The organism is Peribacillus sp. NPDC097224 (assembly GCF_044761985.1).
In the GTDB taxonomy this organism is placed as follows: Bacteria; Bacillota; Bacilli; order Bacillales; family DSM-1321; genus Peribacillus.
Genome location: NZ_JBIWDK010000013.1, coordinates 50,523 through 64,537, shown reverse-complemented (window position 1 = coordinate 64,537; position 14,015 = coordinate 50,523). Strand labels below are relative to the sequence as shown.

5 protein-coding genes and 3 pseudogenes are annotated in these 14,015 nt (G+C 37.8%); 1 reads left to right on the top strand and 7 read right to left on the bottom strand.

What is annotated here, in order from left to right; translation table 11 throughout:
- The first annotated feature begins 466 nt into the window (after nucleotides 1-466).
- A pseudogene (locus ACIQXR_RS18890) lies at nucleotides 467-2,012 on the top strand (esterase/lipase family protein).
- 257 nt (nucleotides 2,013-2,269) lie between these two features.
- Here ACIQXR_RS18890 and ACIQXR_RS18885 read toward each other — a convergent pair.
- From ACIQXR_RS18885 to ACIQXR_RS18855, 7 genes and pseudogenes are all read right to left on the bottom strand, one after another.
- The gene (locus ACIQXR_RS18885) at nucleotides 2,270-2,842 is read right to left on the bottom strand and encodes a tyrosine-type recombinase/integrase (protein ID WP_402873024.1); all 573 of its coding nucleotides are present in this window, start codon (nucleotides 2,840-2,842) and stop codon (nucleotides 2,270-2,272) included.
- 803 nt (nucleotides 2,843-3,645) lie between these two features.
- Nucleotides 3,646-4,617 (bottom strand): UV DNA damage repair endonuclease UvsE, encoded by a 972-nt coding sequence (uvsE, locus tag ACIQXR_RS18880; RefSeq protein WP_402873026.1) that lies wholly within the window; start codon nucleotides 4,615-4,617, stop codon nucleotides 3,646-3,648.
- Nucleotides 4,618-4,823: 206 nt separating this feature from the next.
- Complete coding sequence (locus tag ACIQXR_RS18875; protein WP_402873029.1) at nucleotides 4,824-5,321, bottom strand: PCYCGC motif-containing (lipo)protein; 498 nt, start codon at nucleotides 5,319-5,321, stop codon at nucleotides 4,824-4,826.
- A 263-nt stretch (nucleotides 5,322-5,584) separates the two neighbouring features.
- Nucleotides 5,585-6,151: pseudogene (locus tag ACIQXR_RS18870) on the bottom strand (helical membrane plugin domain-containing protein); the annotation flags it as partial.
- The gene (gene fdhF, locus ACIQXR_RS18865) at nucleotides 6,144-9,107 is read right to left on the bottom strand and encodes a formate dehydrogenase subunit alpha (protein WP_402873033.1); all 2,964 of its coding nucleotides are present in this window, start codon (nucleotides 9,105-9,107) and stop codon (nucleotides 6,144-6,146) included. The gene fdhF and the pseudogene ACIQXR_RS18870, both read right to left, overlap by 8 nt.
- A 230-nt stretch (nucleotides 9,108-9,337) precedes the next feature.
- Nucleotides 9,338-11,290, bottom strand: a pseudogene (pulA, locus tag ACIQXR_RS18860) (type I pullulanase); the annotation flags it as partial.
- 436 nt (nucleotides 11,291-11,726) lie between these two features.
- Nucleotides 11,727-13,853 (bottom strand): ATP-dependent Clp protease ATP-binding subunit, encoded by a 2,127-nt coding sequence (locus ACIQXR_RS18855; RefSeq protein WP_403080558.1) that lies wholly within the window; start codon nucleotides 13,851-13,853, stop codon nucleotides 11,727-11,729.
- Nucleotides 13,854-14,015: the final 162 nt, after the last annotated feature.

Here is a 14,015-nt window from a genome sequence, read left to right as displayed (position 1 = left end):
GTGATGTATCTCCAATCCTATCTTTTCTTTATACAAATAAAAGTACCCTATAGAGAGACTTTTTTAAAGTGTCTACTCTATAGGGTACATTTTACTATTCCTTGGTCTTTTTGCTTTGCTTTGTTAGTGATTAACCATAATTTTATTATGTAAACTAAATGATACTTCCTTGCTTTACCTCCATCGCGAACAATATTTTATACGGAGAAAATCCCTATATACCTCTTGGACCATTTTTTTCACTCATATCAGTTACTTTATCCTGTTTATCTTCAGTCTTCGATGGTATGAGCTAGCCTTATTCACTCATTTTATTAAAAATTGAAGGAATAGCATAGGCGACGCCTGAATTTAAACTTAAAAGTCAAGTTGGTTTTGAAAATTATAAAGTACTAGGAGGAAGTGTATGAAAAGAATATGGTATCAAATCATTCTTGTTACTTTTCTATTTTCATTATTTTTGTTTATGAATTCTCCATCTAAAACTTCAGCTGCAGAAATCGAGCCCTATGGTAAGCTAAAGCCCCCCAGTGAAAGTTTTACACCTGGTGATTGGTTTCTAGGAAGCACCCCTCCTAATTATGACTCAAATAAGCCACCCATCGTTTTTGTTCAGGGGAAGAACGGATCTTCAACCAGTTGGTACGGTGAAACGGAATATCACGGAATCAATGATATGTATACAAAAGCATACGAAGCGGGGTATCAAACGGTTTTTGTTCAGCTTTATGATGCAGCAGGAAATGGATCTTCCAGTCAATATAAGAATGGGAGGCTATTAGCTACTAAGCTTGCTCAAATCAGTGCACACTTTGGTGGAAAAAAAAGTGAATATTATCGCTCATAGTAAAGGGGGACCAGATACACAAGCTGCTCTAGTCACTTATGGGGCACATCCATATGTGGGTCGAGTTATAACGCTCGCCTCCCCTCATCACGGTTCCAACTTGGCTGATTTGGCTAACAGCTGGTATGCTGGATGGCTAGCTTCTCTTCTTGGAGCAAATGATGAAGGAACAGCTTCGTTACAAATTGGACAGATGGCTGAATTCCGCTCTGTCATCGATAACCATGCAAATTCAAGAAAAAATAAATACTACACGCTTACCGGTACCAATCAGGGGCCAGCATTGTCCGCATTATCGATTGGAGGGCTGTATCTATCTTCCTATGGCAGTAATGATGGACTCGTCAATGAGTGGAGTTCAAAATTACCCTATGGTACCCATCTCTTTACTGATAGCAAATATGATCATGATAACATCCGTACAGGATCCGCTGTTTTTTCAAGAATTGAACCCTATTTACGAAGTTCCTCTACTGCAGGGATTGCTAGTTTAAGTGAACAGCCTGCCAAAGAAGAAAATATTTCGACTACACACAATCAAATTATCCACGGTGGTTCTTTACAATCAAATAATTGGATAGAACAGCCTATCACTTTGAATGAAACAACTAAAGATGGTGAAGTAACCATTTATACAGCCACTGCAGATGTTGATATAGAATTAATCTCTCCATCAAGAGTGGTTTATCCAAGCTCCCAAGTTTCACAGGTTTCTAAAGAAGAAACGTCTTTTCTTGCAGGTGCCCATATTCACACTTTAAAACAAACGAATATGGAACCTGGAAATTGGATAATTAGAATGAAGACAAAGGCCCAGCAAGATGCGTATTTACTTACCGCAAAAGTTGATGACAAAGAGCCGCTTGTTCTTGAAATGCCAGGGAAAGTAAAGCAGAATGATGCACAGTTTGTACTTAAATCTCCTGTCAAAAGCAACCTCTTAACCAACCCATTAACATTTGATGTTCACCTAACAGACGAAGAAGGTGTTGAAATTAAAAATAAGGGTTCTCTTAATAAAGTGAATTCAGGTACCTATTTTGGTAATCTTCCGGACGTCCCAAAATCGGGGACCTATAATCTAACGATCGATGTAAAAGAAAAAAATATGACTGGTCAAATGGTGAATCGCACCATTGTTCGTTCTATATATATTAATAAGTAAGGGAACCACTGTCCCAAACTGTCGTTTACTTGGCGGTTTGGGAAGATTCCTATTTAATTTATTGAATAAAATGTGTTTTAAATTCAGTACATTCTAAAGTGAGTTTGCCTACATAATGTGGTTTAAAAACAAAAATTTCTACTCTTTCCAATAAATAACGTCGAATCACTGCTCTCTATTTTTCTATCACTATTTTACCTTGTTTACATAATGTTATTATGGGCAATATAAAAAAAGACCATTTCTGGTCCCTTTTATCAAAAATAAAAATCCATCAATGTTTCGTCCATCAAATCTTGAGTGAGTCCTATGTATATCATGGTGTCTTTCGGATTAGAGTGATTAAGGATTTGTTGGAGCAAAGCTATATCCTTAAACTTCTGATAATGGAGATAACCGAAAGTTTTTCGGAGTGTATGTGTCCCCACGTCTGGAATGTCAGCCATTTCAGCGGCCTTATTCAAAACACGATAGGCTTGAACCCTGCTTATGGGACCATTGCCTTTGCGACTAGGAAATAAATAGTCATCATTTTTTAATTTCATTTTTTTTACATACTTTCTTACTTCTTTACGAAGTTGTGGGTTGACTATGAAACGTTTAATTTTTTCAGTTTTTTGCTCAACAATGACAATATGCGTCCCTTCCAATATATCCCGGACGCGTAATTTTAAGAGATCACCAATCCGTAGACCGATGTTGATTCCAATAGAGAACATCATGTAATCACGGTAGCTGCAATATTTTAATAGAGACTTTTTCATCTTATCTATATGATCTAGCCGGCGTATCGGCTGGACATTTTTTATTCGTTGTGAGGTCCTTTGCATCTGTCATTCATCTCCCCTTTTCCCTCTTTATATTGTACGTTAAGACGCAAAAAAAAGCCAAGTTTTTTGATTTTCATAAGGCTTATAAACGTTGATTTAAAGGGATTTCGAATGTATCAAAACAGGTCCTTTGTTACATTCGGAATATTTCGTTATATTGCGACGGAATATCATTAAAAAACATAGAATCTCATTAAACGATCTTATTGGATCAATACAGCTCATTTAGATTCTACGATACCTATTACTATAGTTTTAAATTATAAGCACCTTAAAATGAGAATGTGGAATCCGTTTTTGATTCATCTTTGAGAACGCTCTGTCGATTTTAATGAATTTCACACTATATTGGTGTTAATCATTTCGAAATATCATGCTGGTTCACGAAGACATTCCATTTTCTTACTGAAAATAATATTTTCATAGTTTGGATTCTAAATTCGTTCTATATGAGAACTTTCTCCTTCCAATAATGGCAAACAGAGCATCAATGCTCTCAAATCAATTATATGGCACCTTGTGTAGATTTAGATCGTTTCGATACCTATTACTCTAGTAAAATAAAATAGGTGCCTTAAAACGGAAATATGAGCCTCGTTTTTTTGAGAATCTTCATATTTTCTGTATAGTTTCAGAGATTAATCATAACTTGAAATTACGCCAGTCATCACCATACTTCTTCTTTTTCATTTTTGTTTCTCTATTTAATTACCATAATTTTATTATGTAAACTAAAAATAAATACCTGATAAATTAATAAAAGTCAACTATTTTACCAAGCATTTAAAAAATATTATATTTTATCAGTGTATATAAAAACTCCCCCCATCAATGATTTCAATTTCGGGAAAATCTTTTATTTGGTCCATTAACTGGAATAGAGCTCCATCCTTTTGTTTTGCTTCAATCATACAATCCAACTGTGGTAAACTCCCCTTGATTTCCCGTAAAAAATCGATAAACATATTAACATCCACAAAATCTGCATGTGCTCTAAATTCTTTTTCATTCCTAGGACTAGAAATGTGCATTTTGGGTGGTAATTTCGAATAGTGCCATGTATTGAGGATACGACCCCAATGCTCGCTCCAATTTTCATCCTTAGAATGGTGAGCTAGATAGTGATGATAATCAAATACAAGAGGTACGCCCAGTTTTTCACATAAGTAGAGTGTCTCTGATAAAGTGAAAGTCGTATCGTCATTCTCAAGGATAATCATCCTTTGAAGAGATTCTGGGATGATCCCCCAGTTTAGTATGAACTGTTCCAAAGCCTTCTCGTTTTCGCCATACCCGCCACCTACATGGAGAACACACCGATGCTCAGGATCAATGCCTAGTTTCTTCAATAATAAAAAATGCATTTTCAGTGTTTTCATTGAAGTTTTTAGTATATCAATATTGCTACTATTCAAGATGACAAAATGATCTGGATGAAAGTCTATCCGCACTTCTGGATGAGATAGAAGGAAATCTTTTATCTTGTTCAGTTCATCAGCCATTGGTTCAAGATAGTCCCATTTTGGTATTTCTGGATGGTTTACTAGAGGTATAAGTTTAGAAGAAAGACGAAAAAACTGGATATCATATGCAGCATTATGTATGAGAAGACGCCAGCAATTTTGGAGATTTGAAGCGGAAATCCTTTCTAACTTTCGTATTGCAGCTTCTTTATCTTTAATTTTAGAGAATTGTGCAAAAGTCATCGTTTGAGAAGGCGAACAATGTGGTACTTGATTGCTCATAGCTACATAACCAAGGCGGATTAAAGTCAATATGAAAACTCCCTTGAATGTCTTATATGAGGAAGTATCCCCATAGCTCCTATTATTATTACATCTTGAGCTTAGGATTTCTGATTGCAAGATTGGAATCAATGCCTACAATGAAAAAGGGATAAAATAAAGAAACAGATTCATAAGTGCACCTGTTTCTTTATTTTGGATTTATTTTCATTCCTTTTTAGTACCTTAACTCTTACTTACACTTCAGGAGTCGGAGTTGGTTTAGCATACCCTTTTTTATAGGCTTTATCTACTTTGTCCCGAATATCCTTTATCGTCATTCCATCGTTTAAATCAAGGATGGATTGTGCTGCTATCTCTAGGCATACTCCACATTTCGTCCCATGATCATCCCAAACTACTGCTCCATTTTTTTTATTTTCATGGATAAAACAATCGTAATTGTTTTTGTGGCCAGCTTCCTCTCCACATCCACAGTAACACGGTATTTTTTCCAATAGCGCCTGGTTTTGGGCAACGGCTAAATAGATGGTTTTCATGTCTTCAGGTTTTCCAGAAAGAAACTCAGGTGCTGTAGCTTTTCCACTAGTTTCTTCCTGAACATCCCCTGAAACGGTATGGTCATGGCTCTCATGACTAGTTTCTTTCTTCACTTCACTTTTCTCTTCAGTACATGCTGAAAGTAATAAAGACGTACACATACCGAGAGTTAACGCTGTGTATTTAAGTTTCATTTTTACACTCCTTGAAAATTTTGGTTACCCTTATTTTATGTGTAAAAGTTTTAAACTACAAGTGGATTGTTTAAATGAAACCTTAAAAAAGGACCCTCAGTATAAGGATCCTTCTCTCGTTATTATTCAATTTTATTTTGTTCGTTCTTTTGCCTCTTTGATAGAAGCGGAAGGGTCATGAGGGAAACCCCTGCTGCAATCCAAAGCCAATTACTGCTTTTTCTTGATTCTCTTCCGCTTTTACTGGGCATACTTGAACCGAAATCTTTCTTTGAAGTCGGTCTTTGAATGGTTGCCTGTTCATTTTCTTTATGAACTTGTTGATCTTCTGGTAATTGAGTGGTTCGTTCTAAATCACTTGTATCTTCTCCCATTCCTTTTAAGAAGGTCATCAATAACGTCATCGCTTGTTTTACTTCTTTGTCATTTAATGAACGTACCAATGAAAGGTAGCCGGATTTTTCATCCGATTTATCAATTTCTGCGACTCTGGCTATACCTGAATTCACCTTCAGGATAAGTGGCTCAAGCTGTTTAACATTTAGCGTTCCTAATGTTCCAAGCATGAGAAGAAGGTTTTTTAGAGTATTGGCTGTTTCAGGAGTATCCGCTGTTTTGACCAGAATATTCAGGACTTTATCTCCTTCCTTCAGCAGGCTGTTGACCATGGAAAGTATCCCACGGTCCTGCATGCCTTTCATGACTTCGAACGTTTCTTTAATGACCTCTTTATTTTCGAGAAGAGTTCTTTCAATATCTTCGAATTCAATTTTTCGCAATTCTTCTTCACTGAGTTCTATGCGATTGATTACTTTTGTCGCTTTAGCCACGGTTCCTCGACTCCTTTTTTATTTTTAAAAGGTCACCAGGGAAAATATAATCTTCACGGGCCCATTTTTTCTGTACTTGTACCCCGATTTGAGGTTGAGGATTACCATTACGATGGTTGATGCGAGGTAATGGATTTTCTCCTTTCGCCTTCAATACTTCCATTTTTGCCTGTACTTCTTTATAGGCTGGAGTATCCGTGTCTTTATCAGCATAGCTGCTGGTCAAAAAGTTGATGGCGCCATCTCCCGAATCATTCATTGGCAAGTAGACCTCTTTACCTTTCACTCGATCGGTAATGAGACACTGTATTTTTACATTTCCGTATGGAGAAGAAAGGCGGACTAGCGTACCATCCTCTAAGCCTCTTTCTTCAGCCAATTCAGGTGAAATCTCAAGAAATGCATTTGGAGTCTTGGAAGTGATTCCTTTCGATTTATATGTTAGATTTCCTTCATGGAAATGCTCTAATAATCTTCCATTATTCACATGGATATCGTATTCTTCTCCAAAATCGATTGGTTTTGACCATTCAACCGGGAATAGCCGTGCTTTCCCATCCGGGAATGGGAATTCTTCTGTAAATAGAAGTGGTGTATCCTGACCATCTGCGGCAACGGGCCATTGAAGGCTATTGTATCCTTCTAATCGCTCGTAGCTTACACCTGCATAAATTGGTGATAAGCGAGCGGCTTCATCCATGATTTCACCTGGGTGAGCATAATTCCATCCGGCACCTAACCTATTTGCCACTTCCATAATGATTTGCCAATCAGGTTTAGAGTCACCAAGGGGTTCAAACACTTGGTACATTCTTTGAATACGGCGTTCCGTATTTGTAAACGTACCCTCTTTTTCAAAACTTGGGCTAGCAGGAAGAACGACATCCGCAAATTCAGCAGTTTTGGATAAAAAGATATCTTGTACTACGAAAAAGTCCAGCTTTTCAAATGCATCATGTACATAGTTGATATTGGAATCGACTAATCCCATATCTTCCCCTTTTAAATACATGGCCTTTAAGGTGCCTTCATGGATGCCCTCGACCATTTCATGATTGTTCAGTCCAGGCTTTGAAGGTACTGGTGTGCCCCATATTTTTTCATATTTATCCCGGACTTTTTTATCTGTGACCATTTCATATCCAGGAAGTTTGTCCGGCGTACTACCAAAGTCGCTGGCTCCTTGAACATTATTATGACCTCGTAATGGATAGGTACCTGTTCCTGGTTTTCCATAGTTACCAGTAATAAGCATGAGATTGGAAATGGCGGTGCTTGTATCACTTCCACCTATATGCTGTGTTACACCCATTGCCCAAAGGGAAACAGCACTGTTAGCTTCATGAAGTGCTTCTGCAATGGTGATTAAATCTTTTTTGCTTACTCCCGTATGCTTTTCTGCATAGTCCATTGTAAAAGGTTCCAGGCTTCTGATGTATTCATCCATGCCATTCACACGATCTTTGATGAACTTTTTGTCAGCCCAGCCTTTATCGATGATATATTTAGACACGGCTGATAACCAAACGATATCTGAACCTGGAGCTGGTTGAATGAATAAATCAGAGCGTTCAGCCATTTCATGTTTCCTGATATCAGCAACGATTAATTTTTGCTTTCCAAGTTTATGTGAACGTTTAACCCTGGTCGATAAAACTGGATGAGATTCTGAAGTATTCGATCCAATAATCAAAACTAGTTCAGATTTTTCTATATCCTTAATTCCACCTGTATCCCCACCATAACCGACGGTCCTGAACAAACCAACGGTTGCTGGGTTTTGGCAATATCTAGAACAGTTATCGACATTATTGGTTCCAATAACGCTTCTGGCCAATTTTTGCATCAAGTAAGATTCTTCATTTGTACACTTAGAGGAAGTAATGAAGGCTAAAGAATCAGGTCCGTTCTCTTTTTTGATTTCCTTGAATCTCCTAGTAATTAAATTCAGTGCCTCTTCCCATTCGGCCTCGCGGAAAGCATCGCCTTCCCTTATCAATGGCTTAGTTAGCCTTTCTTCACTATTCACGAAATCCCAACCGAATTTACCCTTTATACAAGTAGAAATACCATTTGCCGGTGCTTCTGCTTGTGGTTCTACTTTTAATATTTTTCTATCTTTTGTCCACACGTCAAAGCTGCAGCCTACACCACAATATGTACAAACGGTCTTTGTCTTTTTGATTTTTGCATCACGCATGGCAGATTCCATATCAGAAATGGCTAAAATAGATCCATATCCAGTTTCGACATTTTTGGTAATTTCAATCATTGGTCGAAGGGTTTGTTTAGCAATGCCTGTCAAAAAGCCCGCTTCCCCTTCCATTCCTTTTTCCATCATCGCGTTACATGGGCAAACAGTTGAACAATGGCCGCATGATACACATGATGATTCATTGATAGGAACATTATTATCCCAAATGACCCGTGGTCTTTTGGCTTCCCAATCAATCGATAATGTTTCTGTTACTTGAACATCTTGACAGGCTTCTACGCACCGGCCACAAAGGATGCATTGATCAGGGTCATATCGGTAAAATGGATTGGATTGATCCACTTCATAAGGTTTTTGATCAAACGGAACACTTTGGTGGTTCACTTTCATTTCTTTCACCGTATTGTGGATTTCACAACCGCCGTTATTATAATCACAAACCGTACAATACAATTCATGGTTATATAATATCTTATCCATTGCCATTACCTGTGCTTCTTTCACATCAGGTGCTAATGTATCAATCACATCTCCGTCTTTGATTTCAGTTGAACAAGATCTCACAAGTTCACCATTTACACTAACGAGACACGTATCGCAAGTTTCAATCGGCCCTAAGCTTGGATGATAACAAACACTAGGAACCTCTATTGAACTATCATTAAGCATTTGTAGCACTGTTTGGTTGCCATCCAGAACTGTCTCCGCTCCATTAATTTTTATATGTACTTTTTCTCGCAAAATAAACTCCTCCTAATACAAGTGGTCAATCTATAAATCTAATTTACCCTGCTTAAAAACGCCTTAAACTTGTTAAAATAATGGATAATCACATCTGTCCTGGATTCTTCCGGTACTTTTGATAGCATTTTAGATTCAAACTTACCATTAGAACGATTCGTCTTATCTTTTTTCACGAAAAAAAGAAAGAACGCAATTTACCGTTCTTCCTTTTCGGTTCTCATGAGATATTAATCGGCATCACTTTTTATCACAAATGAACTTAAGGGTGATACGTTTATATGACTACCATGAATTACTTCTATTGTTTCTAGACTCGCTTTCTGTCCATTAACTAAAAGTGACCACTTTTTTAGATGAGGCAAAGTAATGTCGATTGAATGCCAGTTTGCATTATGAACGACAACTATATTTGAATCTTCTGTCATTAATGAATAAGCTATTACATTTGCAGGGGAATCCAGGAACATCAAGTGCCGTTCAATTTCTTCAGCCGAAGTAAGTCTAAATACAGGATGTTTTTTTCGCAAAGCAATTAATCCTTTTACATACTCTACTTCATGGTCGAATTCCGCTCTTCGTTTCCAATTCAGTCGATTGATCCAATCTGGGGATTGATAGCTGTTTTCGTCTCCATCTTTTGTTCGCATGAATTCTTGACCGGCATGTATCATGGGAATTCCCTGTGATAACAATACGACAGCAGTTGCCAATTTATGCATCTGTTTACGTTCTTCATCTGAGACGTCAGGTTGGGTGATGACAAGCTTATCCCATAAAGTATAATTATCATGAGCCTCTACATAATTTATGACCTGGGATGGGGTCTGGTACGTAGCTAAATGATCATCGTATTTCAATCCTCCAGCAATTCCCCTTTTTACGATATCTTCCATGTCTTGTTTACCGTTGACAAAGCCCCTATCGTATTTATCCATTACAAAACCTTTCAAGCCATCTCGAATGGCGTCATTAAAATGAGCAATGCCCGGCATTTTATACGCGTTTTTCTGGTTTGCCTTCAGGGAAGCATCCAGTGGTGTATTCATATCCCATCCTTCACCTAACAGAATGATAGACGGATCAATTTCATGAACAGCTTTTTTCACCTCATTCATCGTCTCCACATCATGAACCCCCATAAGATCGAACCGGAAGCCATCGAGGTGATACTCTTTTGCCCAATAAACCACAGAGTCGACAATGAATTTACGCATCATGTTATGTTCGGAAGCGGTGTCATTCCCTACCCCCGTCCCATTAGACAGTGTTCCGTCTTCGTTAAAGCGGAAAAAGTAATTGGGTACGAGTTTATTAAAATTTGAGTCATCCACTGTATATACGTGATTGAAAACTACATCCATGATGACACGTAAACCTTGATCATGCAGCGTTTGAATCATCTGCTTTAACTCTCTAATTCTAAGTTTCGGCTGATAAGGGTCCAATGAGTAGGATCCTTCCGGTGCATTAAAATTTTTTGGGTCGTATCCCCAGTTATATTGAGGCTCAGTCAATCTCGTTTCATCTACTGTAGCAAAATCAAATATGGGGATGAATTGAACATGAGTTACACCTAAGTCCTTAATATGATTGATTCCTGTTTTCGAACCATAAGGGCTTATAGTATCTGTTTCAGTCACACCTAAATATTTACCTTTTTGTTGAATCCCACTGTCGGGATGAATTGATAAATCCCTGATATGAAGTTCATATATAATCGCATCCTCCGGTTTAGCTAATGGTGGCTTATCAGTACTCCATTTTTGGGGATTAGTATCATTTAAATTAATGACTACCCCTCTATTCCCGTTAACCGTGACGGCACGGACGTATGGATCCACAGCTTCATTCCATACATTACCGACTTTCACTTTGTATGTATATATCAAGCCATCTTGATCACCTGGAAGTTCAGCCGTCCACGTTCCCTTCTCCGAGCGCTTCATATCAAACTCGGTACCAACAGGATCATCCCAACTTTTATACGTAACAAGCTTAGCTTCACTTGAAGTAGGTGCCCAGAGACGGAAAGCTGTTCGATTTGGGTGAAAGTCATTCCCTAAATCATTGCCATCATAATAATAAAGGTTATCCATTTCTTGCGGGCTCATTGGGTCAATTTCTGCAACCGGCAAGGAGTCCAGAATTTTTTCGATTTCTTTTTCCTTAGGTGCTTGATTGGTATTTTCCTCTTCGAAATAAGAAAGTGAATCTTTCATAGGTCACTCCTCCAATGAAATTCCCCTTATGAAATAGGAATTCGTTTTTTTATATAATATTTTGATTTCATTTGAATGGCCCAATCCATAAAAGTGAATACACTTTCTTTTAATTCCACAACTGTTTCATCATCAAACATATACCATTTCTCCCATTGTTAAACAATATTATATACTATGCTCTCTGCAAAAAGAAATAAGTCCTTGTTTATACCTAACAATTTTTTTATTGCAGTTCCTTCAAGTAATTGATATCCTTATGAAAAAAACTATTTCAAACTAAGACTTCATTAAAAGAATTCTAATTATTAAACTAAACGAGCGGTCATTATAGAACGTTTTAAAAAATGCCCCCATTACAGTCATACTGTCTTGGAGGCATTTCTAGTACTAATCATTATGAATTGATAATTTTCAATTGGTCATCTTTAACGATAGCTTTGAAGTTTTTCACTTCAGGCTGTTCAAAAATATAGTCTGTTATGCCATCTTCAAGTTGTTCCTGAAGAACACGGCGAAGGGGTCTTGCACCGAATTGTGGGTGATAACCCATCTCAATCAATTTGTGCCTAGCTTCATCTGTCACGACAAGTGATAAGCCTTGAGCAATCAGGGTTTCTTCAAGTTCATGAATCATGATATCAACGATTTGTAATAAATCTTCTTTCTTCAGTGTGGAGAACTCAATAATACTGTCAAATCGGTTTAGGAATTCTGGTTTAAAGAAACTACCCAATGATTGTAGGATTGAAGCTTCTTCAACAGCAGTGCTCGTACCGAATCCCATAACTTTTTGCTTTTCACCGACTCCAGCATTACTTGTCATGATGATGACAGTATCTTTAAATGTCACAGTCCTTCCCTGACTATCCGTCAGACGACCATCCTCAAGAATCTGTAAGAACATATGCATCACATCAGGATGGGCTTTTTCAATTTCGTCCAATAAAATAATACTGTATGGTTTACGGCGAACTTTCTCAGTTAATTGTCCTGCCTCCTCATGACCAACATAACCTGGAGGAGAACCAATCAATTTAGAAACACTATGTTTTTCCATGAATTCACTCATGTCAAGGCGAATCATTGCTTCTTTATCGCCAAACAGTTCCTCGGCTAGCGTTTTAGCCAATTCAGTTTTACCTACGCCGGTCGGTCCAACAAAAAGGAAAGAGCCGGTCGGACGGTTTTTGGATTTTAAACCTGCACGGCTTCGACGAACAGCTTTTGCAACCTTTTTGACTGCTTCTTCTTGACCAATGACTTTTTTCATTAAGTCCTCTTGTAGATGAACCATCTTTTTCTGTTCATCTTCTTGCAGCTTGCCTATAGGAATTCCCGTTTTTTGTTCTATAATCCTTTGTATATCTTCTACAGTGACGTTCGGTTTAGCTGCATTGGCTCCAGCCTGTAGGGATTTTTCCAACTTTTCTTCTTCATCTCGAAGCTCGGCCGCTTTTTCGTAGGCTTCTTCTTTTAGAGCCTTTTCTTTTTCTTTATAGATTTGTTCAAGACGTTGTGTTACTACATCCTCTTGACTATATTCAATCGTCAAATTTTGTTTAGAGCCGGCTTCGTCCATTAAGTCAATCGCTTTATCTGGTAGAAAGCGATCTTGGATGTAACGATGGGAAAGTTCAACAGCTGCTTCCAGCGCTTCTTCCGTATATATGACTCCATGGAAAGACTCGTAACGATCTTTCAGACCTTGTAAAATGACTATCGCTTCTTCTGTTGTCGGCTCATCAACTTGTACGGGTTGGAATCGTCGTTCAAGGGCCCCATCTTTTTCAATTTTCCGATATTCAGAAAGGGTCGTTGCACCCACAAGTTGAAGTTCACCGCGTGCTAAGGCAGGTTTTAAAATATTCCCTGCATCCATTGAACCTTCAGCTGAACCAGCACCTACGATTTGGTGAATTTCATCAATGAATAGAATGACATTCTTTCTATCTTGTAATTCACTGATTAATTGTTTCACTCTTTCTTCAAATTGACCACGAATGCCTGTGTTCGTTACAAGAGATGCCATATCGAGTGAAAAAACCAGTTTGTTACGCAATTTTTCCGGGACCTTTCCTTCAACAATCGCTAAGGCCAATCCTTCTGCAATAGCTGTTTTACCAACGCCAGGCTCACCAATCAAAACTGGATTGTTTTTGTTTCGTCTATTTAACACTTCGATGACTCTTTTGATTTCTTCATTTCTTCCAATGACCGGATCAATGAGTCCTGCTTTTGCAACATCATTCAGATTGTTACCATACTCTTCAAGCAAACCTCCGTCTTTATCTTCTTGTACGGGTTTTGATGGAGGCATGTTGCTACTATTAAAAGGGTTGAATGAATTTGAAAATCCATCAAATTGGAACTTTCCTGTATCCATTCCTCCCATGGCTGCACCAAGTTTATTTCGTTCTTCTTTATAACAAGTGGAGCACAATTTGACATCATGCTGTTGCCCATTCATATTGAGATGAACCTGAATATTTGCTTGGTTTTCATGACATTTTTCACATAACATATGAGTACTCCTCCTTATTTATTATTACGAGTTATCATTTGACTTTGACTAACTTTGACCTTATACCTTTATTATACATTGACCTTCTTTGACTTTCAAGAATTTTGCTTGACTAGTTTTAGTGCACATTTAATCTGTTAAATAAAAAAAGAGACTGAATAC